Origin of the sequence: Saccharothrix violaceirubra, from assembly GCF_014203755.1 — a bacterium.
Classification (GTDB): domain Bacteria; phylum Actinomycetota; class Actinomycetes; order Mycobacteriales; family Pseudonocardiaceae; genus Actinosynnema; species Actinosynnema violaceirubrum.
Genome location: NZ_JACHJS010000001.1, coordinates 4,494,746 through 4,514,365 on the forward strand (window position 1 = coordinate 4,494,746; position 19,620 = coordinate 4,514,365).

24 protein-coding genes are annotated in these 19,620 nt (G+C 68.2%); 6 read left to right on the forward strand and 18 right to left on the reverse strand.

The window, feature by feature from the left end; genetic code table 11:
• Nucleotides 1-163 precede the first annotated feature (163 nt).
• Entirely contained in the window at nt 164-934 is a 771-nt protein-coding gene (locus F4559_RS20645; RefSeq protein WP_184671079.1) for a sensor histidine kinase, read from the forward strand.
• Nucleotides 935-1,002: 68 nt separating this feature from the next.
• On the opposite strand, the gene F4559_RS20650 is transcribed toward F4559_RS20645, so the two are convergent.
• Together F4559_RS20650 and F4559_RS20655 are read right to left on the reverse strand one after the other, a co-directional pair.
• Nucleotides 1,003-1,602: a methyltransferase domain-containing protein gene (locus F4559_RS20650; protein WP_184671081.1), complete on the reverse strand. Its 600-nt coding sequence runs from the start codon at nt 1,600-1,602 to the stop codon at nt 1,003-1,005.
• 62 nt (nt 1,603-1,664) lie between these two features.
• Nucleotides 1,665-2,597, reverse strand: coding sequence for an aminoglycoside phosphotransferase family protein (locus F4559_RS20655; RefSeq protein ID WP_246445280.1), 933 nt, complete (start codon nt 2,595-2,597; stop codon nt 1,665-1,667).
• Nucleotides 2,598-2,937: 340 nt separating this feature from the next.
• Between F4559_RS20655 and F4559_RS20660 the strand changes: the two genes are divergently transcribed.
• Nucleotides 2,938-3,453: an NUDIX domain-containing protein gene (locus F4559_RS20660; protein ID WP_312865735.1), complete on the forward strand. Its 516-nt coding sequence runs from the start codon at nt 2,938-2,940 to the stop codon at nt 3,451-3,453.
• Between the two features lie 20 nt (nt 3,454-3,473).
• Here the strand turns inward: F4559_RS20660 and F4559_RS20665 are convergent, their stop codons facing one another.
• The 9 genes from F4559_RS20665 to F4559_RS20705 all read right to left on the reverse strand — a co-directional run bounded on the left by F4559_RS20665 (nt 3,474) and on the right by F4559_RS20705 (nt 10,655).
• On the reverse strand, nt 3,474-4,025 hold the full coding sequence (locus tag F4559_RS20665) for an NUDIX hydrolase (RefSeq protein WP_221447318.1): 552 nt from the start codon (nt 4,023-4,025) through the stop codon (nt 3,474-3,476).
• Complete coding sequence (locus tag F4559_RS20670) at nt 4,022-4,861, reverse strand: class I SAM-dependent methyltransferase (RefSeq protein WP_184671083.1); 840 nt, start codon at nt 4,859-4,861, stop codon at nt 4,022-4,024. The genes F4559_RS20665 and F4559_RS20670 overlap by 4 nt, the downstream gene beginning before the upstream one ends.
• Nucleotides 4,862-4,933: 72 nt before the next feature.
• Nucleotides 4,934-5,854: a DUF2797 domain-containing protein gene (locus F4559_RS20675; RefSeq protein ID WP_184671085.1), complete on the reverse strand. Its 921-nt coding sequence runs from the start codon at nt 5,852-5,854 to the stop codon at nt 4,934-4,936.
• A 32-nt stretch (nt 5,855-5,886) separates the two neighbouring features.
• Entirely contained in the window at nt 5,887-6,582 is a 696-nt protein-coding gene (locus tag F4559_RS20680; RefSeq protein WP_184671087.1) for a dTMP kinase, read from the reverse strand.
• 19 nt (nt 6,583-6,601) lie between these two features.
• Nucleotides 6,602-7,669, reverse strand: coding sequence for a hypothetical protein (locus F4559_RS20685; protein WP_221447319.1), 1,068 nt, complete (start codon nt 7,667-7,669; stop codon nt 6,602-6,604).
• On the reverse strand, nt 7,669-8,484 hold the full coding sequence (locus tag F4559_RS20690) for a hypothetical protein (RefSeq protein WP_184671089.1): 816 nt from the start codon (nt 8,482-8,484) through the stop codon (nt 7,669-7,671). Before F4559_RS20690 ends, F4559_RS20685 begins: the two co-directional genes overlap by 1 nt.
• Entirely contained in the window at nt 8,484-9,203 is a 720-nt protein-coding gene (gene folE, locus F4559_RS20695) for a GTP cyclohydrolase I (RefSeq protein ID WP_184671091.1), read from the reverse strand. The genes F4559_RS20690 and folE overlap by 1 nt, the downstream gene beginning before the upstream one ends.
• Nucleotides 9,204-9,264: 61 nt before the next feature.
• Nucleotides 9,265-9,969 (reverse strand): 7-carboxy-7-deazaguanine synthase QueE, encoded by a 705-nt coding sequence (locus tag F4559_RS20700; protein WP_221447320.1) that lies wholly within the window; start codon nt 9,967-9,969, stop codon nt 9,265-9,267.
• On the reverse strand, nt 9,966-10,655 hold the full coding sequence (locus F4559_RS20705) for a 6-carboxytetrahydropterin synthase (protein WP_184671093.1): 690 nt from the start codon (nt 10,653-10,655) through the stop codon (nt 9,966-9,968). Before F4559_RS20705 ends, F4559_RS20700 begins: the two co-directional genes overlap by 4 nt.
• A gap of 274 nt (nt 10,656-10,929) precedes the next feature.
• Here F4559_RS20705 and F4559_RS20710 point away from each other — a divergent pair, with 274 nt between their 5' ends.
• Nucleotides 10,930-11,463: a GntR family transcriptional regulator gene (locus tag F4559_RS20710; protein ID WP_184671095.1), complete on the forward strand. Its 534-nt coding sequence runs from the start codon at nt 10,930-10,932 to the stop codon at nt 11,461-11,463.
• Between the two features lie 30 nt (nt 11,464-11,493).
• Entirely contained in the window at nt 11,494-12,222 is a 729-nt protein-coding gene (locus F4559_RS20715) for a GntR family transcriptional regulator (protein WP_184671097.1), read from the forward strand.
• Nucleotides 12,223-12,653: 431 nt separating this feature from the next.
• Here F4559_RS20715 and F4559_RS20720 read toward each other — a convergent pair whose 3' ends face one another.
• From F4559_RS20720 to F4559_RS20750, 7 genes are all read right to left on the reverse strand, one after another.
• Complete coding sequence (locus F4559_RS20720) at nt 12,654-12,890, reverse strand: hypothetical protein (protein ID WP_184671099.1); 237 nt, start codon at nt 12,888-12,890, stop codon at nt 12,654-12,656.
• 249 nt (nt 12,891-13,139) lie between these two features.
• Nucleotides 13,140-13,391 (reverse strand): transcriptional regulator, encoded by a 252-nt coding sequence (locus F4559_RS20725; RefSeq protein WP_184671101.1) that lies wholly within the window; start codon nt 13,389-13,391, stop codon nt 13,140-13,142.
• 5 nt (nt 13,392-13,396) lie between these two features.
• Nucleotides 13,397-14,281: a Scr1 family TA system antitoxin-like transcriptional regulator gene (locus F4559_RS20730; protein WP_184671103.1), complete on the reverse strand. Its 885-nt coding sequence runs from the start codon at nt 14,279-14,281 to the stop codon at nt 13,397-13,399.
• Between the two features lie 252 nt (nt 14,282-14,533).
• On the reverse strand, nt 14,534-15,238 hold the full coding sequence (locus tag F4559_RS20735; RefSeq protein WP_184671105.1) for a 7-carboxy-7-deazaguanine synthase QueE: 705 nt from the start codon (nt 15,236-15,238) through the stop codon (nt 14,534-14,536).
• On the reverse strand, nt 15,235-15,720 hold the full coding sequence (locus F4559_RS20740; RefSeq protein ID WP_184671108.1) for a 6-pyruvoyl trahydropterin synthase family protein: 486 nt from the start codon (nt 15,718-15,720) through the stop codon (nt 15,235-15,237). Before F4559_RS20740 ends, F4559_RS20735 begins: the two co-directional genes overlap by 4 nt.
• Nucleotides 15,721-16,041: 321 nt before the next feature.
• The gene (locus F4559_RS20745; RefSeq protein ID WP_184671110.1) at nt 16,042-16,938 is read right to left on the reverse strand and encodes a hypothetical protein; all 897 of its coding nucleotides are present in this window, start codon (nt 16,936-16,938) and stop codon (nt 16,042-16,044) included.
• Nucleotides 16,939-17,030: 92 nt separating this feature from the next.
• Nucleotides 17,031-17,276, reverse strand: a complete 246-nt coding sequence (locus F4559_RS20750) for a hypothetical protein (protein ID WP_184671112.1) — start codon at nt 17,274-17,276, stop codon at nt 17,031-17,033.
• A 348-nt stretch (nt 17,277-17,624) separates the two neighbouring features.
• On the opposite strand from F4559_RS20750, the gene F4559_RS35325 reads away from it, so the two are divergent.
• Nucleotides 17,625-19,049 carry a helix-turn-helix domain-containing protein gene (locus F4559_RS35325; RefSeq protein ID WP_281386339.1) on the forward strand — a complete coding sequence of 475 codons (1,425 nt, stop codon included), beginning with the start codon at nt 17,625-17,627 and terminating at the stop codon, nt 19,047-19,049.
• Between the two features lie 9 nt (nt 19,050-19,058).
• Nucleotides 19,059-19,619, forward strand: coding sequence for an HD domain-containing protein (locus tag F4559_RS20760; protein ID WP_281386340.1), 561 nt, complete (start codon nt 19,059-19,061; stop codon nt 19,617-19,619).
• Nucleotide 19,620: the final 1 nt, after the last annotated feature.

The following is a 19,620-nucleotide window of genomic DNA, read 5'->3' on the forward strand; positions in this document are numbered from 1 at the left end:
CGCGTCCCACTGCCGGTCAGGGCCAGAGGTCCCGCGCCGGGGAGCCAAGCGACACCAACCACCCATGACCTGAGTTCGGTGCGCCGTGACCAGACAGACACCACGGCCGCTGTCGGCACCGCGTTATGGCGGTTCTACCGCGGGTAGCCATGATAGGACCGTCATGCCGATCGTTGCGGTGGAGGCGAGTGTGTCTGAACACGGCGGGCAACCCGAACAGCCGCTGATCCCCACCGATCTTCTCCAGTTCCCCGACGCCGCCCGGCTGGAACTCGACCACGCGATCGAAGTCCTGGTCCACCACGCCCAGACAGTCCGCAACGCGCAAGATCGCCTGCGGGCGCTGCTGCGCGCCAACCACCTCGTGGCCTCCCACGTCGACCTGCCAGATGTGCTGCGCCACGTCGTCGACGCGGCCAAAGACCAACAACACCGGCTGTTTACCGTCGTGCGCAAACTCGACCAAATCGTCCGCGACATCCGCGGAACCATCTTCGACCTGCACTCCCAACCGGCACCAGGCGAAACAGCCGCGCCCAGCCTGCGCCGCACCCTCACCGAGATCGTCCGCACCACCACCGACTCGCTCGGCTTCACCCCCGCCCTGCGGCTCGACGGCCCACTGGACACATTCGTCCCGCCGACGATCGCCACCGACCTGTCCGCCGTCGTCCGCGAAGCCCTGTCCAACACCGCCCGCCACGCCCGCGCCGCCACCGCCACCGTCCAGATCACCGCCACCCCCACCACCCTCATCGCCCGCATCGAGGACGACGGCCGCGGCATCGGCGACACCACCCGCCGCAGCGGCCTGGCCAACCTCCGCGCCCGCGCGGAGAAACACAGCGGCACCCTCACCATCGACAGCGCACCCGAGCACGGCACCACCCTCACTTGGACAGTCCCGCTGCCCCAGAACGACCAGACGATGTAGCCCGGCTGGCTCGACGACCACGCTCAGACACCCCGGAACATCGACTCACCGCCCGCCTGGCAGAAACCTCAACACGCTGACTTGACAGGGAAGCGCAGCGGGGCGACCAGCCGTCCTCCGGGCGCGAGCTGTTGCCACCATTGGGTGGGGATGTCCCACGGTGAGACCGTGGCGATCATGTGGTCGTACGGCGCGTGATCGGCGTAGCCGAGGCCACCATCGCCGGTGATGACGTGTACGTCGCCGTAGCCGGTCGCGGCCAGCGCTTGTGAGGCTTTCGCGGTCACGTCCGGGTCGATGTCGATCGTGGTCACCAGGTCCGCGCGGCCGGTCAGCTGGGCAAGCAGGCAGGCGTTGTACCCGGTGCCCGCGCCGATTTCCAGGATGCGGTTGCCGGGTTGGACGTGAAGCTGGTCGAGCATCGCCGCGACCAGCCACGGCGCCGAGGCGCAGGACAGCGACCGGCCGTCCTCGAATCGGTGAGTGATCACCGCTTGCCACGGGTCGTAGGCGACCACCGGATCAGCTTCCGGCACAAACTCGTGGCGTGGCGTGTCCAGCAGAACCTGTTCGACTTCGCTGAGCTCCGCGTACCCCGATTTGCGGACCTTGGCGACCATCTCCGCGCGCAGTGTCTCCGGCGACAAGGTGGCGGTATCGCTATCCATCGCTTCCCTCCTCCTAATTGATCATCTTGGCGGCTGTCTGCCGGGCGAGGGGCAGTCGCCATTCAGCCCTGGAGGACGCGCACCCGCTCATGCAGGGCGGTGAACTCCTCGACGCGCTTGGTGCGCTGCTTCCACAGCACGGCGAGCCACCGCAGCGCGATGGTGCGCCGCGCGGCCTCGAACCGGGCTCGGTTGCCCGGCGTGACGCCGAGGTCGGCTTCGGCGCTGGTCCAGATGTTGTCGGGAACGACGCGGGCGCTGATGTGCTCAATGTGGTCGGCGGCGTCGACAGCGACGTCAGAGAAGCCGCTGAACTCGAAGTCCGCCACGTAGGTGGACTCGCCGTTCTGGAGCCAGTTGAGCAGATTCGCGTCGCCGCGGGAGTAGACGTGGGGAACTGGCTGGGCGAGCAGTTCGGCATCGCCGCTGTTCTCCCATCGGTGCAGGAGAGCGAGCATCTCGGGGGTCTGGGGATCGTCGGCGGCGTCGGCGAGCTGGCCGGGCCAGACATCGGTGAGCCGGGCGATGTAGCGGCCGATGGAGTCGACGCGCTCCAGGTTGGCCAGCGGCTCTTTCAGTGGAACGCTCTGCAAGGCGCGGGTGGTCTTGGCCAGCGACTTGATGGCCGACGCCGGGTCGAGAACGTCGAGGATCGGGGAGCCGGGCAGCAGCGTCATGCCGAGGGCAGGCTGTTCGAGGTCCTCGTCGAGCCACAGCGGTTCCGGCGCGATGCCCAGGCCGGCGGCGTGGGCGAGGCCGTGCCACTCGCGCTCGACGCGTTGCCGGTCGCTCTTCAAGAAGAGCTTGATGCAGGTCGGGCTGGGGGCTGCGGTCCAGGCGAAGACGTCGTTGTTGCGTCCACCGTCGAGTGCGTGCAACCCGTGCTCGTCGAGCGTGGCGGCCAGTGCGTCGCCTCCGGCCGCACGCGCGGTACGCAGGGCGTTGAGCAGGTCGATGGGAGCGGTGTGCTCGCGGTGGCCGGCCAACGTGGTCATCGTTTTGGACTCTCGGCTTCGACTCGACACAGGTGGACGGGCTCTGGCGTGGCCAGCCTAGGAGAGGGACTCAGCGCTTTCGTGGTGCCCCGCACACTGGCTGAGGCCGATGTCGCCCGTCTGGCTGACCTGACGCAAGGTGGCGCGTCGGGGCAATGCCGTGCACGTGTGAATGAGGTGTCACCTGGCTTGACCTGCATGAACATAGCGACTCGGGGCTGGCGATTCCGCCATTCGGGGTCATCCTGCCTTCGGGCTGTTCATTCGCGGACTGGGACACGACGGGCGGTGCTCTCCGCAATGTCCGTGGCGGCTGCGACGTCGGCTTAGGCTGGGTCAGGTGATTGACCAGTTGACCGTGGACGCGGCGGTCGCCGATGCTCGCCTTGCTGCAATGGAGTTCGATGACGCCCGGGTGTGGCTGCGCGCCCATCAGACGCTGATGGAGCCGCTCGCGGCCGAGGTTTGGGTCACCGACCCGACGTACAGCCACGTGTTGCTGGTGCAGCACCGTGTGCGCGGATGGGTGCCGCCTGGCGGCAAGGTCGAGCCGGGCGAGACGCCGCGGGAAGCCGCAGCCCGTGAACTCGTGGAGGAGGCCGGCGTAGCGGGCAAGCTGCTGCCTGTGCCGGCCGCGGTGGCTGTCCGCTCCTTCCGTGCCGACTGGGCGCCGACGCTGAGCCTGTCCTACGGCGCCGTCATCGACCGCGACGTGCCGCTCGGCGGGGAGACTGGGCAGCCCTCGAGATGGGTCGATCTGGACGAGACGTGGGAGAGCGTGTTCCCCGAGGACCGCGAACGTATCCGCGCGTACGTGCACCGATTGGCAACGGAGAACGTAGTGGGGGCGCGCTGAGGCCCGTTGTCGGTGCACGGTCAGAGGACCTCTTCGATCAGGCTCAGGATGTCGTCGGGCAGCGTCACCAGGTGGAGCTCGTGAAGGAATCGCACCCACACCGGCTCCAAGCCGGGGTGCGCGCTGAACTGCTCCTCGCTCAGCTGCCCTTCGGCGTAGGCCGCGGTGCGGTGCGCGTGCTGCTGGAGCTGGTCTTGGTGCAGCCATCGGGGTGTGCGCACCTCTTGGGCCGAGGGGCGGATCGGGCCAGAGGTCTGGGCCCGATAGATCCACCACTGATGGCCCACGCGGTCGCTGGTCGGTCGGCGGCCGTGGTTGGGTCGCCATGCGGTCAGCAGCAGGTCAAGTGAGGTGACGGTCAGGCCGACTTCCTCGGCGACCTCAATGCGGGCGGCGTGCTCGGGGCCTCCGTGTTGGTCGACATGACCGGCGACCGGTGCGATCCCGGCAGGGGGCCTCGCGCGTTCGAAGACCAGCAGCCCGTCCGGTGAGGAGATGAGCACGCCGACGGCCGCGTGGTCGCAGTACTTGATCCCGCTGCCGTGGCTACTGGTCGGCGGCGGGGCGGTCAACGTAGTTCCCTGGGTCGCTGTGCGACCACCACGAGCCAGCTCGTCACGGTCGGCGTGTCGGGCGTGGTCAGCGCGTACGCCTTGTCGAGGATGTCCATCCGCTGAGTGTGGGTGAAGTCCCCGTCGGGGCGGGCGAAGACCGGAATCGACAGCCACGCCTTCTTCTCGGCCATCGTGCTGTGATGGGCGACGACCTCGGTGTCGAGCACGGTCAGTCCGGCGACCGACAGGTGGTCGGCGATCGTGTCCAGCGGCAGCTTCGGAGCTGGCTCGGCGGCGGGAGGCGGGGCGTAGCCGTGGTCACGGGCCGCAACCTGACGGATCAAGGTGTTCAGCGAGGGTCCGGTGCGCACGTTGGTCTCGTCGGGGTGGCGGACGCCGGCAAAGCCGCCGCCGACGTTGAACACGAACCGGCCGCCGGGTCGTAGGACCTGGTGGACGGCGGCGAACACCTGGGGCACGTCGGTCTTCCAGATCGCGGAGTTGCACACCACGGCGTCCGCCGCGCCGGGAACGTGGCTGGCCAGGTCTTCGGCTGGTGCGGTGACCCAGGTCAGGCGCGGGTCGACCAGCGTGCGTCGGCCAACGCGCTGCATGGCAGCGGCATTGTCCAGGGAGATGACCTGGGCGTCGATCGGGACGTGTTCGAGGATTGCCTCCGCGGTCGCGCCGGCTCCGCCGCAGAGGTCGACCACCAGCCGGCTGTCGGTGAGATCGGCGCGGCGGGCAAGGTCCCGGCTGGTGGCCGCATACATGGGGAAGGCACGGGTGAAGGCTGCGTACGCCTGTGCGGTGGTGTCCTCGTCCCAGCCGAGAAGGGCGTCCAGGGGTGCCATCGCGGGTACCTCGCTTCAGGGGCGCAGGCCAAGCTCGTTGCGGACGGACGCGACGAGCCGGGCCGGGGTCGGTTAGAAGAGGGAGTTCTGGAAGGCGGCGGCGGGCGAGGTGAACGGGCCGAGCGTTATGCGGCGACCCTTGAGGGTGCCGAGGTCGAGCACGTAGTCCACCTCGTCGTCACCGTCCAGGGCGGCCAGCACCTGGGTGCCGACGCACGAGACGACGGTGAAGCCGTGCTCACCGTCGCGTAGATCGTGTGGATACAGCATCCGCACACCGTTGGCGACGCGCAGTCGGTCGCCTTCGGCAGGAGGAGTCCACGTCTCCAGCACTACCGGAGTGTTCATCGCGGCGAGCGCGTCCGCGGCGTGGGAGACGTGCCGGTCGTGGGTCGCGCTCGCGGTGGACAGGTCGGTCAGGTTGGCCAGGGCCTTGAGCTTGGTTGAGGCCCGGATGGTCTGGGGCACCTGCAGACCGCGGGTGATGGCGTCTTCGAGGTGGCGTACGGCGCGGCCGTCGGGACTCTTGGTGAGGTAGGTGGCGATCAGGGCGCCTTGTTCGTCGAGGCGGGATTGCTTGCGTGGTTCGGCTGCGGTGCCGACCTTGGTGGCGCCGTCGGCGAAGGTGGCGAGGTAGAGCCAGTGTGGTTGGTCCATGTACTGGCGCAGGGCCGCGGGAACGCTGCCGTCCTGGTGGAACTGGTGGGCGAAGCGGAACTCGTCCTGGCACAAGCACCGGGCGCACTGGTCGCCCTGCTCGGTCGGCGCGCGGTCGGGGCACGCGAGGGCCTCGACGCGCACAGTGTCGGCGAACTGGTACCGGCCGGTGCACCATCGGCCGGTACCAACCGCGAAGCCGAGTCGTTGGTTCATGATCTCGGCGTAGACCAGCGGCCCGTCGGGCAGCGGGGCCAGCAGCAGCCGGGGATCTCCTGTCGCCCAGGTGATGCCGTGGCACACGTACTCGCCGTCGGTTGGTCGGGCCGCTGGCATGGCGCGTTTCCTCGTGGTGGCTGCGGTCGGGGTCAGATGGCGAGCTGGAGGCGGTCGGCGAGCGCTTCGGCGGCGGTCTTGAAGACCGCGTCGCGGTCCATGTCGGTCACGTCCATCGACAGCCATCCGCCGCGCTGCTCGTGCTCGCGCAGCTTCGCGAGAACGGTGTCCTGGTAGCGGATGAAGTCCTCGTCCGCGCCGCCGGAGTGGCCGGTCTCCAGGGAGCTGAATTCGCCCTTGCGGGCGAGCGCGTCGCGAGCGCTGATGCGCAGGAAGAACACCAGGTCGGGTTCGGTGAGGTGGGCGAAGACCTGCTCGGCCAGGCTGGTGGAGACGTCGGGATTCACCGCGTAGCGAGCGAGGATCTTGTGGTGGGCGTTGTCGAGGATCACGTGGGTTCCGGCGGCGAGAGCGGGCTGGATGACGAGCTTGTCCTGGAGGGTGTACCAGGCGGCCAGCGCCAGCAGCCAGTAGTGGTCGCCGCACGCCTGGGCGACGCGCGCGTCGCGGCGGTAGACCAGGGCGTTGAGCTGATCGACGTAGGCGGACAACTCCGGGTCCATCGGGACTTCGGTGCTGTGCTTGCCGATCAGGATCGTTTCGTGGCCGGCCTCGTTGAGCGCGTGGTGCAGGCGGGTGGCGAGGGTGGACTTGCCCGCGCCGTCGATGCCGACGACCGTGATCTCGCGTCCACGCGCGGGGTTGAAAAGTGGTGCTGTGTTCGTCATGTTGGTGCGCTCCAAGGGATCAGATCGGCCGGGCGGCCAGTCGGTTGGCGACGATGTCTTGAATCTGTCTGATGAGGACGGTGCGTCGCCGGACAACGTCGCTGTGACGCTCGTTGGACAAGTCCGCCGGGTAGTGACGGGCGAGGTTGTTGGAAATGACATGCAAGTAGCCGAAATCGATCCCGGCATCGCGTGCTGCGACTCCCATAGGGCCGATCTCGGGATCGACGAATGCGTGCTCGGCGTGCTCGGTCAGCCAGTCCCTGTTCTCCAGCAGGATCGAGGGTGACGTGACGTGGATGCCGGTGTGCACGCCTGGTTGGGCGGTGGCGAAGTCGCCGAAGAAGTCGGGCCACGCGACGAGGCTGCCGCCGACGAGGCTGGTGTTTCCGGTGGCCAGCCGCGTGTTGGGCTCGATGTCGGGGTTCAGCGCGCCGACTTTGCCGACGTAGACGACGTCGCCGGCGCCGAGGTCGGCCAGGCGCGTGACCACGCGTCCGGCGACGTCGCCCCAGATGCTGTGGAGGAACCCGAGGTAGACCACTCGTCGGCCGTGGATCTGAGCGCGTTGCCAGGCGTAGCCGTGCCCGTAGGTCCATGCTCCGTCGGCCGGGGCGAGGTGCGCCAGGCCCCAGCCGACGATCACGAGGTCGCCATCGAGTTCGAGGTCGAGCTTCGCCACCGCCTCGCGGGACAACGTCGGGTCGGGCAATTCGTAGGTGACCGTGTCGGCCGGTTTTCCTGTCATGGAAAGGTATGTGGCGATGATCAGCGCGTAGTGGTGGACGTAGTCGGCACCGGGGAATGCCTTGACGATGAGGTGGCGGCCGTGGGCCTCGGCGGTGGGGCGCTCGAAGTTGAATAGCTTGCCAGTCTTCTCATGTGCGGAGATCACGGCTCTGCGGTCGTAGCCGCCGACGACATGGATGGTGTCCCAGTCGTGGCCCTGGATCAGGTGGTGCACCTTGATCTGCAGGTAGCACAGAAGGCGGTCCGGGGCCATCGTGTGCCTGTCCACCGCGATGGGGGACGTGCGCGACGCCGAGCCGGGGCACGCAGTCGGAGCGGTGTTGGCGAGAAGGCTCATCAGGCCGCCTCCGGGATTCGTACGCTGCTGCCGGCCGCTTCACGGACGACGGCGATGTTGCGGCGTATCAGGCCGAACCTCTCTTCGGGGATTGGCCCCAGGTCCTCAATCCGCGGGGTCGGGGGCTTCTCGTAGGGACCGTCGGGCAGCATCTCGATGCCCATCGCGCCGAGGATGACCGGGGCGGCGCCGTCGACCGAGGCGATCCATTCGTGCTCGCGCTGTTCGACGAGTTCGAGGTGCCCGGTTCGGCCGAGGCCGAGCAGTCGATAGACGATCCGGTCCTCGACCATGCCGTGGTCTTCCAGGTACCGGGTGGCCGCCCAGCGGGTGCGGCAGAGCTGGTCTTCGGGCGCGGGGCGCCGGGAGGCCGGTAGCGCGATCGCTCCGACGTAGTCGCTGGAAGCGAAGTAGTCGTAGCAACGCAGCCACTCGTGATCGTCTGCCGCGTGCAGCACGACGCACAGGCGGAACTCGTCGCTGAGGTCGAGGATCTCGCGGGCGGCTTCGTCGCTGGCCTTGATGGTGGCGAGCCCGTCGCGCATGACGTCCGGGAGGATGATCTCGCGGGCGTCCACGATGCGGGCCGCCGCGATCAGGTCGGCGGCCGGCAGGGCGTGGCCGAGATCGAAGACCCCGTTGTCGACAATGATCTCCGCACCCCGCTGCGCCTCGCGGTGGAAGAACGCGCGGTAGGCAGCGTCGGTCAGAACACGCTGGGCCGCCACGTGGTGGACGGTGGCGGGCTCCTGCGCGACGAAGGCGTCCAGGTAGTCGGGCGGGGCGATCGCGGAGAAGGCGATGCTCTTGGCCATCAGGCGACCCTCCACCTGTCCGTGGCGAGGGCGAGGAACTGTTGGGAGAGCACCGGATCACTCTCGAATCGGCCACCGGCCTGAAGTGTGGTGGTACGAGCTGCCTCCATTCGCACACCCCGCGAGCTCATGCACAGGTGCGTACCGCGGACCGCGACGGTCACGTCGGGACTGCCGAGCACGACGGCGATCTCGTCGGCTACCTGCCGGGTGAAGCGCTCCTGCACCTGAAGGCGGCCCGCGTACTGCTGCGCGATTCGACCGAGCTTCGACAGGCCGATCACCTCGCCGTCCGGTACGTAGCCGACGGCGACGTCGAGATTCATGGGCAGCAGGTGGTGCTCACACAGCGACCAGACGCTCATGCCGCCGATCACCACCAACTGACCGCTCACGTGTTGCTCGGGGAACGAGGTCGGTGCGGCCGACGGTTCCGGGGAGAAGAAACTGCGCCACCATGCGGCGACCCTGGCCGGTGTGTCCGCCAGGCCCTCCCGTCCGGGGTCCTCGCCGATCGCGGCGAGGAGCTGGCCGACAAGATCGGCAACGCGCTCGGTGTCGACCGGCCCCGGCGGCACCAGGTCCTGGCGTTCGCTGGGAGCAAGCTTGTTGAGGGTGTTGGTCACGGACTTCGCCTCGCTTCCGCGGGTGGTGAATGGGTCAAGGACGTCAGTGGCAGCTCCTGATAGCGCCACTGCCCGCAGGCGCGGGGACGACATGCCGGGCGCAGCGACAGAGACCGCGAGCGCCGCGATCCAGTGCTCGGTCTGGGAATCGGCGTCACCGCGCTCCGGTCAGGATGTGCAGGCGGGTGGAGACGTTCCATCCGCGTTCAGTGGCCCGGTCGTAGAGCGCGTCCATGCCGGCCAGAACCTTCTCCCTCGTGGTGCCTTCCGGCATCACCCACACCGGAGTCAGGCGGTGTTCCTCGACGAGCTGGGCGATCTCGTCGAGGTCGCGGTCGGGCTCGGTGACAACGAACTTGAACACCGCGCGGTCTGTCGCGACCAACGCCGAGAGGGCTTCGGGCTTGATGCGGGTGGAGTAGGTCATGCCGGAGTTCGCGAGTTTCGGACTCACCACCCACAGGTCGACCAAGGAGGCGAGTTCCGGTGTGGGTGCGACTGTGCCGTTGGTTTCGACCTGCACCCGGATGTCAGCCAGGCCGCGCGCGAGGGCGGTCATGGCGGGCTGCTGCAACATCGGCTCTCCACCAGTGATCACCATCATGTCCACGCCGCGCTCGCGCACCCACGACACCAGCTCGGTGACGGGGACTCGGTCGCTGACCTCGGCCGGGTTGTACCTGCTCCAGTCCCAGCTCTCCGGGGTATCGCAGAAGCTGCACCGGAGGTTGCAGCGGGAGAACCGGACGAACACGCAGCGCTGCCCTGTCCAGGGACCTTCGCCCTGGAACGACTCGAACTTCTCCGTGAGGATTGCCGAACCCTCTACCCGCTCGGGAGCCAAGGTCAGCGTGTTCACGAGGCATCGCCTCGTTCCCACAGGCCGGTGGTGGCCCTCGAGTCGACCCGGACCGATACGAGTCGACCACGGATCTCCGGCTCGACGTTGTCGACGAACCAGCCAGCCAGGTGGGCGACCAGCGCAGGCCCGGCGGCACGTAGCCCCGCGTCGGCGGCAGGGGACTGGAGGTAAGCCCCGAACGGCTTCAGGTCGCCGAAATCGGTGATGAACCCGAACTCGTCGAGCCCGTCCGCCCCCAGCACCAGCGTGACGTCGCCGTGGCTGGTCGTGAAGGTCTTCGAGATCGTGACCTCGCCGGTGACACCGTCACAGCGTGCCGAGGTGGTCGCGGTCTCCGAAACAACCATCGCGACCAGCGTGATCGACGTCGCGGGTTCAACGTTGTCTCGGAACCACTTGGCAAGGTGAGCAGCGAGAAGCTCGCTCGTCGGGTGGAAGGTGACCTGCTCGTTGAGCAACCGGTGATCAAAGGTCGCGGTCAGATACTCCCCAAGGGGCGACAGGTCGCCGGGGGCGTCATCGTGCACGAGCGCCGAGACGGTCACCGTGTAGTTGTGGCCGTGGTTGCGGCTGCACTTGTGGCTGGTCGGCAACAGCCTGAGCTCGTGGCTGGCGCTGAAGTCGAACGACTGCGAGATGGTGGTCTGACCGTCCGCCTCACGCTTCTCCTCAGCGGCCTTCATGTAGCCCTCCTTCGTCGGTCATGCCGAACAGCACTCGGACGACGTGCGCCGGCGGCGAACTGCTCGTGCCGGGCCGGACGACGCAGTGGCGAAAGGTCCTGGGTGTTGAACCCGAGTCGTGACGATCTGTATTACCTTCTCCGTCAATGAACCTTACTGCGATACACGAAAGGTGACAAGGTTGGAGTCTGAGCGTCGAAGATGGCCTTGCTGCCTTACGACTAAGGTCAACGGCGGGAGTACCCCACGCCACGAGACGCAAGGAGGGCGAGCGATGACCGACGCCGGCCCGTGGACCAGCGTGTCGATGCCGTATGTAAGCGGCCATCGTGGTGACACCTGGGGCGCTGAGGCGGCAGAGCACGGCGGTACGGGAACCCAGAAGCTGCTGAGCGTTGACGAGGTGACCGCCTCGGCGACGGTGGCCGACATGCTCGGCCTGGCTGCGGGCGAGCCGGTCGTCGCGCGGCGCCGCCTCATCCTGTTCAACGACCACCCGGTCGAACTCGTCGACTCGTACTACCCGGTGGACATCGCTCGAGGCACCAGGCTGGCCGAGCACCGCAAGATCCCCGGCGGTGCCGTCGCCCTCCTGGCCGACCTCGGACATCGGCCGCGCCGCGTCCGTGAGGACGTCAGCGCGCGGCTTGCCACGCCGTATGAACGGACCACGCTGGAACTGGACGACCCGTCTTGCGTGCTGCTGCTCGCCCGCGTGCTCCTCACCGGAGACGAACGGCCTGTCGAAGCCAGCGTGATGACGATGGTGGCCGACGGACGGCGGCTGCGATACGAACTGACGCCATGACCGCTCTGACGACGTCCGCAGGAGCCGGTCTTGCCTCGCGCGCGTGACAGCCGGCCCCGACACCAGCAGATCGCGGCGGAACTGCGCGATCTGATCATGCGTGGCGAGCTGAGCCCAGGTACGCAACTGCCGTCCACCGCGCAGCTCGTCGAGCGGTACGGCGCGGCGAACGCCACCATCCAGCACGCGCTGAAGGCGCTGAAGGACGAAGGCTTCCTCGACAGCCGTGTCGGCAAAGGCGTCTACGTCCGCGACCGGCAGCCGTTTGTTATCGACGCCTCCGCCTACATCCCGCCCGAGCCAGGCCGGTTCCGCTACCAGCTGCTCAAGGTCGACAACGTCGTTCCACCGGCAGACATCGTCGCCGGACTGCGGCTGGCGCCGGGCGCTACCGCGATCGTCCGCTCCAGAACCCTTCTCCACGACGACCAGCCCGTGGAGTTGTCCGCCTCCTACTACCCCGCCGAGATCGCCGACAACAGCAGCCTGGCGAAGCCCGCGAAGATCCGCGGCGGAGCACCCCAGGCCCTCGCCGACCTCGGGTTTCCTCAGCGGACCTTCGTCGACCGGATTTCGGCACGGTCACCGACGGTGGAGGAAGCCGAGACGCTGGACCTTCCGGAAGGAACGCCCGTGATCCGACAGTTGCGTGTCATCTACAGCGACAACGAACGCCCTGTCGAAGCCTCGGTCCTCATCAAAGGCGCACACCTGTACGAGCTTCTGTACCACCAGACCGTAGAGACCGATCGGGGCTAGAGCCACGATGTCAAGGATTTCGATTACGGACACGACAACTGCATTGATAACGACTTCCTCATGACAACGCCCTAGGATTACGAACCGGCCTGAGAGCTCAACGCGGTATGTCGAGTGTGTCCGCTAACATGTGCGCGTGAACGGGAACTTTAATTGATGGGAGGGTGATCTCGTCACCCGACATCCCCGGCGACGCATTCTGGTGAAGGCGCTTCGAGTTGCTCGGGCTGCCGCCGAGGACGGAAACTCGCCCAGGTCGCCGCGACCCGAGTCAAGTGGGGACGATCAACGACAGCCAGAGCGAGGAAGCGGCGGCAATCTACTTGAACTGAAAAAACACTCATTTCGGCGTTGGTCGAGTTCCAGGGATGGCCGCACTTCCCTGCGACCCCCAGTGCACCGGCCGCCGCGCTCGGCGCAGCCGTTTGGACTCAATACGAGACGACCTCGCGTAGCCACTCTCGGCGCTCCACTTTGCGCAGAATCCGACGCCAGAGCCGTTTGCCGCTTTTTCCGCTCTGGCGGCGCGCCTTGAAGGGGCGAACAGTGTTTCCGCCGTCGTCATACCACGGGTCGTCGACACTGTGGATTCCACGATTACGCCTGCTTGCCAACATGGTCTTCGGCTCCCGGCTTCGCGGTTGAATGTCGTGGTCGGACACGTCCATTGACACTCCGTATGCGACGGATGTCAAGGACAGCAGGCCGTTGGGTACCGTGCTCTGGACCGCCTTTCCGGCGAGTCCGTCTCGCTGCGGTGTTCCGGAGGTGGAGTGGAGAAGCACGGAAACAAGGGTGACGCGCGGCTCTATACGGCTCCGACCTGGACACGACAAGGCGAAACCGACAAGCGCTCGGCTCGTGGCTCCCATTGCTGCCGAAGTGTCACAGGCCGTCGACCGTGAAAACGGATCGTTTCAGTGTCCCGGCTCGGTGGGCTGTTCGTCGTCTGGCCGGATCTCGAAGAGGTCATGGAAGTCGAAGGGTGCGAGTGCGACGAGGGCTCCGCCGATGAAGGCGCGGCCGGGCTGGAGTTGGCCGGAGCGGACGCGGGTGACGGTGGAGCGGTTGAGTTTCATGGCTCGGGCGAGGGCGCAGTCGGACTTCAGGCCGGCGAGGTTGCGTGCTTTGGCGAAGAGGTCGCGGCGTAGGCGGACGGTGTAGGACACGGTGGTCACTCCCGGTGGTCGGCGTGGCGCGAGCGGTCGTCGAGTTCGTGGGGGGCGAGGGCCGCGTCGTGGAGTCGGGTGAACAGGTCGAGGTAGTGGCTGATGTGGGCGGGGTCGGTGAGGGTGGCGGTGCCGCCCGCCGTGCCGATGACCACGGCGTCGGTGTCGTAGATGGTGAAGCCGCAGTCGGGGCCGGGGGCGGTGAGAGGAAGGATCCGGAGGTCGACGGCGTTGCGGGAGTTCGCTTCCCGCAGGTCGGTGGTGGCGGTGGGGACGCAGTGCAGGACGGTCTCGGCGAGGACTGCGGTGATGACCTGGTGGGTGGGCAGGTCGTCGAGCAGGACGTCGGGTACGTGCGACAGGGCGACCACCCGGATGGCCGAGGCGGTGCGGGACAGGCAGGACGGGCGGGCGGGGTTACGAGCGGCGTCGATGTGTGTGATCCGTCGTCGTCGTGCTTCCTCGGCGACCCGACGTGCGAGGGTGATCATGAGTGTGCGTTCGTCGGCCGTGGTTTCGTAGACGTCGGCGAGTGCGGCGACGTCGGCCGGCTTGGGTATCAGGCTCCCTGTTTCCATTTTGGACAGTTTGGCCTGGCTGAATCCGGCTTGTCGGGCCGCTTGTTGTCCGGTCAGTCCGGTGGGCAGGCGTGCCTTCAGCAGCAGGGTGGCCAGTTGTTCGTGGTTCCCGCGGAAGTCGGGTTGGCCGTGCTCGGCTCGCGGGCGGAGTTCGACCCCTTCCCGGATGAGAGTCGATCGGACGGTGCCGTAGCCGCGGCCGGTGAGGTCGGCCAGTTCGCGGATCGTGGCACCGGCGCGGTAGCCGTCGACCACGGTCCCGACGAAGTCGCCGCCCGAGCGGGTGGACGCGGTGGTGCTGTCGGCGGTCATGTCGTCGTGGTTCCTTGGTGTGGAGGTGTTCTGCCCGGTCACAGGCGGTGTAGTGCCCGCAGGACGCGGGTGAGGAACGTGGTGTACTCGTCGGTTCGGTCGTGTCCCGGGGTCGCGGTCGTTCCGGGTCGTCGCCCGACCTGGTGGTACGGGGGTCCGTGGAGAGGCAGTCGTCCGACGGTGGGGAGGTACTCGGTGGGTGGGCCGCCGTGGCGGTGTCCGGCCTTCGGAGACCGTGTCGAGGTATGGGGGTCAACGGCCACGGGCGTTTCCCCACAGCAGGATGTGCAGTCGGGAGGTCGGGTTCCAGCCGCGGGCGAGCACGGGGTCGGCCAGTAGCCGCAGGCGTTGCACCACCACGTCGCCGTCGATCCCTTCGGGCATGATCCACACCGGGGCGAGTCCGTGGCGGTCGGCGAGGACGGCGACTTCGTCGAGGTCGGACGGGACCTGTGCGACGAACTTCCACGTCGCCTTGCCGGACGCGGCGAAGGTCCTCAGGACGTCCGGGCGAAGCCGTTTACGTTCGGGTTGGGCGGAGTGCGCCAGTTTCGGTGACACGACGAAACGGGTGACGGCATCGGTCAGCACGGGGCCGGGAGCGATCGTGCCGGAGGTCTCGACTTCGACCTCGTCGTCGAGCCCCGTACTTCGGAGGTGGTCGAGCAGGTGCTCCAGCCCCTTTCGCTGGAGTAGCGGCTCGCCGCCAGTGATCACCACCAGGTCGCCGGGAACGGTGGTCAGCCAGTCCACGATGTCGGCGACGTCGCACTGTCGTCGTTCGGCGGACAGGTCGAAGCGGCGGGTATCCCAGGTCTGCGGGGTGTCGCACCAGGCGCAGGCCAGATGGCAGCCGGACAACCGGATCAACCGGGCCCGTCGTCCCTGGCTGGGGCCTTCGCCTTGGAAGGTCGGACCGAACAGTTCGTTGACCAGCAACGACGTGACGGCGTTCATCGTGGTGCCGACGGCTCGTGGATTGCGCTGTTGAGCCGGGTTTCGCGTACCAGTACCCGCTCGACGCGTGCGCCGTCGATGTGGGAAATCCGGGACAGGACGTTCTCGGCGACCCGGCCCAGCAACACCGTGACGGCCTCCACGGTAGGCCAGGGCAGCCCGGAGGCGAACGCTTCGGCGTCGTCCTCGGGATCGTCGGCCCCGAACCGGAACACCCGGCTGCCGGCGATGGTCAGCGGGGTGATCAGCGGGTCGTCGGTGCCGAGCATCGTGGCGTGGTCGAGGTGGTCGTCGATCCATCGGCGGAGCCCGGCTTTCAGGTCCCCGAACTCCACGACGGTCGCGGCGGGACTCAACTCCGACGCGCCCACGGTCACCTCGGCGGACCAGGAGTGGCCGTGGAGGCTGACGCACTTGCCGGTCAGGTGCGGCAGTCGGTGCCCGGACTCGAACGAGACCGCGACGACGATCTTGTGTGTCATCGGCCGTCCACTCCCGACCGGCGGGATGAGGCGGCCGACGGTGGAGGCGGTATCCGTTGCATCGGAACACGACTCGCTTTCCGGGGGATGGCGGGTGATGCGGACGCGAACCAGTCAACGGATCGTCGCGGGTCGGTACCAGAGCGGCGACGCGGCGCCGATCCGGCGTTCACACTGCGATATCGCGTCCGAGCAGCGATTCTTCGTAGGCATGGCCTGACAGGGGTCGGGGCTCCCCACTGCCATGGGAAGCCCCGGTGCCGGTGCCCACGTCCTGGTCGAATGCAACGGAGAGCGCCGGAATCTTCGGTGTTAACCACTTCATGCCGGTCGGAGGGGCACATCGAGGTGTTCGTCGAGGTGCCGGGGGTTCCATGTCCGGACCGCTGTGCTCACACCCGCGGCACGGCGGTCAGGCCACGTCGGATGGCCGAAGTCGGAGTCGACCAACGTCTCGGAGGGGGCCAGCGGGCTGCCGGGCATGGTCTGCGACATCCGGTGGGCCTCGTCCGCACCGACCTGGTCCACCATCGACAGGATGGTGGCTGCGGAACGGAAACGTCGTCGTGCCGCCTGGTACGCCCCGGTTTCCCAGGATGTCCGGCCAGCGCTGACGAGCGTGAGGGCCAGGGTGCGGCGGGCGAGGGGGCCGGGGAGCGGGTCGAGGATCGCGCGGGCACGATCGAGGTGGTCGATCGCCGCGTCCGGCCGTCCGACTTCGCGCATGAGCACGCCTTTCGCCCGCAGGCACGAGGCGAAGAGAACGGGCGAGCACTCGGGATTCATGAGCCTGTCCATCGCGTCCGCGCAGTCGAGGACCCGGTCCAGGCGGTCGGCGGAGCGGAACACGCGCGCGGCCAACCGGAGCGCGGACATCTCACCGAACCGGTCCCCGGCCTCCGACCGTGTCCGCCGGGCGAGCAACGCGAACATCGCGGCGCGGCGGTGGGCCGAGTGCGAGGCCAGGAAGATCGCGATGTGGGCGCACGCATCGGCGACATCCGCGCAGCGCGGTGCACGACGATGGGCTTCGTAGCCCAGTTCCATAAGGAGAAGGACGTTCTCCTCGTCGCCGGCGGTGATCGTCCGCGCCACCTGGATGAGCGATCGCGCGGCTTCCGCGCACGACCGGGATTCGAGCATCGCGCGAGCCCGCACCACGGAGTGGGTGGACCGGTCGGAGGGGCGGCCTGCCTTCACGACGACCGGTGAACCCATGTGGCCGACCTCGTTTCCCTACCAAAATGCAACAGTTGCCCAGGCCAAGGCCGAAGACTCGGAACCGGTTCACTACTCGTTCGGCCGGACTTCTATGCGCGGCGTCCGTCGCCGAGACCGGAGGCGCCTCGATTCCTGTGGATCTCCCACGGGAAGTAGTTCCGGTAGATGCCCCGGCGGTTGCACACGGAGATCACGCCGCCGAGAGCGCGGACCAAGGCTTCGTCGTAGGGCTGGACCCGGACGTGCAGCCACTCGCCGTCCTGCCGCACCCAGCCGAACTCTCCGGGCGCCACCAGGTCAGCCGACGCGGAGTCCCACGAGGGCGCCCGCATCACGGATCGACCCCGAGGTCCCCGCAACGGTGCCGGATGGCATCGCCTTCATGCTTCGGGCGATTCGACGCATTCCGGGGCACCACTGCGACAACCTCCTGCCGGAACCTCGCGCGTACCGCTCCGCCGGGCGGTTGCGAATAGGAAGACAGTCCACCGCCGCCGATCATCCGCGACCAGGGCGTACGGGCGGCGCGGACGAGGCGTGAACACGGCGTCGAAGTCTCTGGCCTGCGAAAACAGGAATTTACGGTTCGTAGTCCGAACGGGTATTCCCCGTCGGGCAGGTGGCGGAACCGGCGCGGAGTCCGGCTATCGTGATATCGAAACGACCGGGTCGGGGTGTTATTCATGTCTTATCGACGAGATGCTCTTGTCGCGCGTCGTGCACTGATGGGCTTTACCCAGGAGACGTTCGCGGAGGCGGTCGGGGTGGAGTTCTCCACCGTCGGGCAGTGGGAGCGTGGGGCCCTGACACCGCACCCCTGGCGACGCCCTCGGGTAGCGCGGGTGCTGAAGGTTTCCCTCGAAGAGTTGGACGATCTGCTCGGCCCCGGCTCGGCCGAGGCCACCCGGAAAGCGCCCGATGTCCCTCAGTCTGAGGAGGTCGTTGCGTCGACCCGCCGGTCCGACGTCGAAGGCGATCCGGTCGATTCCGGCGTGGTCCAGGACGTCGTGGCGTCGACAAGTCGCCGGGAGTGGCCTCCGCTGGGCATCGTGTCGGGGTTCGTGCTGACGTTGGGCAGGAAGTCGACAGGGCTGACCCAGGAGACAGTGGCCGAACTCGTCGGTGTCGACGTGGCCGTCGTGCGGGACTGGGAGTCGGGACGCCGCCCCTTGGCGGCGACCGGCGCCGGGGAACTTCTCGCGTTGAGCGCGCGGCTGTGCAGGGCGGGGGCGCCGGCGACGATCAGGCGGTACCTGCACGAGGCGATCGAAGCGGACCTGGTGCTGTCCACCGGCATCACCGCCGGTGCCACCTGGGTCGACCCGGACCGCCACCCCCTCGCCGCCGCCGTGCACCGCAGGAACGTCACCAACCTGATCACCTGGCCGCTCACCGGCCACACCCCACCGCAACTCGACGACCTCGTCCGGACAGCCCCGGCGGGGCCCGTCTCGGCGTATCCGCTGCTGCACCCGGACGAACGCACGCGGTTCTTCGACCACCTGCTGTCCACCGCGCAACGGGCAGGCCGCGCCGAAGAGCCGCTGCTGCGGCGCCAGGCGGTGTACCTGGTCGGCTTCGACCGACGCGGCCAGGTGGCCGACTGGCTGCGTGACGAATGGCACCGGGCCGGACACCGCACGATCACAGACGGCGACGTCACCGGCCTGCTCGAAGCGCGCTCCGCCTCCGTCGCCCTGGCCTCCACCGGCGAGAACGAACACATCCACGACTTCGTGGACCGCACCTCGGGCACCCAAGCCGAAATCGCGAACCTGAACTACTGGGCCTACTGGATCGGCGAGCTGCGCGACGTGCGCACCGACGACTCCTTCATGACCGACGAGGACAGTCGCGCCTGGCACGGAGGCGCACTGCTCACCCACCTGGCCGGGCGCCTCGACCCCGCCTCGCCCCACCTCCCGCTCAACCTGCATACCCTCCACACCCTCGTCGCCTCACGCCCCGGGCTGCTCGACACCCACCGGCGCCTCCGGCCCGCGCTCACCACGGCCCTCGACACACTGGCGGCCGGTGATGTACTGACCAGGACCGGGCGCGACCGGGTCGCCGGCCTGCGCTACGCCCTCCGCCTCTCCGGCCGCTAGGGAGAACTCTTGTCCGACTCCGATCACGCCCTCGCCGCCTTCGGCTTCGAACTCGGCGTGCTCAAACGCATGCGCCGCGCCGGGTGGTGGCACGCCGGTGTCCGCGACCCGGAGTCGGTGGCCGAGCACACCGCCCGGGTCGCCCAGCTCGCCACCTTGATCGCGGCCGAGGAGGGCGCCGACCCGGCCCGCGCGGCGTTGCTCGCGCTGTGGCACGACACCCAGGAGACCCGCACCGGCGACCTGCCCCACACCGCCGGCGACTACCTCGCCAAACCCGACCCGCAGGCCATCACCGCCGACCAGACCGCACGACTCCCACAACGGTCCCGCGACACCGTCCGCGACGCCGTCGCCGAGTTCGAGGCGAAGGACACCGTCGAGGCCCGGTGCGCCCGCGACGCCGACAAGCTGGAGATGCTCCTGCAGGCCGTCGAATACCGCGACACCGGCGTACGACGCGTCGACGGCTGGATCGACTCCGCTCTCAAGGGGCTCACGACCGACACCGCCCGGCGGATCGCCGAGGCAGCGGTCGCCCTCTCGCCGCTGGCCTGGCGAGGCCGATAGA

Bases quoted from the DNA above. Each gene is read 5' to 3' on its own strand.
- F4559_RS20655 (WP_246445280.1), bottom strand. From the start codon at position 2,597: ATGACCACGTTGGCCGGCCACCGCGAGCACACCGCTCCCATCGACCTG.
- F4559_RS20710 (WP_184671095.1), top strand. From the start codon at position 10,930: ATGACCGACGCCGGCCCGTGGACCAGCGTGTCGATGCCGTATGTAAGC.
- F4559_RS20740 (WP_184671108.1), bottom strand. From the start codon at position 15,720: ATGACACACAAGATCGTCGTCGCGGTCTCGTTCGAGTCCGGGCACCGA.
- F4559_RS20690 (WP_184671089.1), bottom strand. From the start codon at position 8,484: ATGGCCAAGAGCATCGCCTTCTCCGCGATCGCCCCGCCCGACTACCTG.
- F4559_RS20675 (WP_184671085.1), bottom strand. From the start codon at position 5,854: ATGCCAGCGGCCCGACCAACCGACGGCGAGTACGTGTGCCACGGCATC.
- F4559_RS20670 (WP_184671083.1), bottom strand. From the start codon at position 4,861: ATGGCACCCCTGGACGCCCTTCTCGGCTGGGACGAGGACACCACCGCA.
- F4559_RS20745 (WP_184671110.1), bottom strand. From the start codon at position 16,938: ATGGGTTCACCGGTCGTCGTGAAGGCAGGCCGCCCCTCCGACCGGTCC.
- folE (WP_184671091.1), bottom strand. From the start codon at position 9,203: ATGTCGTCCCCGCGCCTGCGGGCAGTGGCGCTATCAGGAGCTGCCACT.
- F4559_RS20645 (WP_184671079.1), top strand. From the start codon at position 164: ATGCCGATCGTTGCGGTGGAGGCGAGTGTGTCTGAACACGGCGGGCAA.
- F4559_RS20705 (WP_184671093.1), bottom strand. From the start codon at position 10,655: ATGAAGGCCGCTGAGGAGAAGCGTGAGGCGGACGGTCAGACCACCATC.
- F4559_RS20730 (WP_184671103.1), bottom strand. From the start codon at position 14,281: ATGACCGCCGACAGCACCACCGCGTCCACCCGCTCGGGCGGCGACTTC.
- F4559_RS20650 (WP_184671081.1), bottom strand. From the start codon at position 1,602: ATGGATAGCGATACCGCCACCTTGTCGCCGGAGACACTGCGCGCGGAG.
- F4559_RS20680 (WP_184671087.1), bottom strand. From the start codon at position 6,582: ATGACGAACACAGCACCACTTTTCAACCCCGCGCGTGGACGCGAGATC.
- F4559_RS20685 (WP_221447319.1), bottom strand. From the start codon at position 7,669: ATGAGCCTTCTCGCCAACACCGCTCCGACTGCGTGCCCCGGCTCGGCG.
- F4559_RS20735 (WP_184671105.1), bottom strand. From the start codon at position 15,238: ATGAACGCCGTCACGTCGTTGCTGGTCAACGAACTGTTCGGTCCGACC.
- F4559_RS20720 (WP_184671099.1), bottom strand. From the start codon at position 12,890: ATGGACGTGTCCGACCACGACATTCAACCGCGAAGCCGGGAGCCGAAG.
- F4559_RS35325 (WP_281386339.1), top strand. From the start codon at position 17,625: ATGTCTTATCGACGAGATGCTCTTGTCGCGCGTCGTGCACTGATGGGC.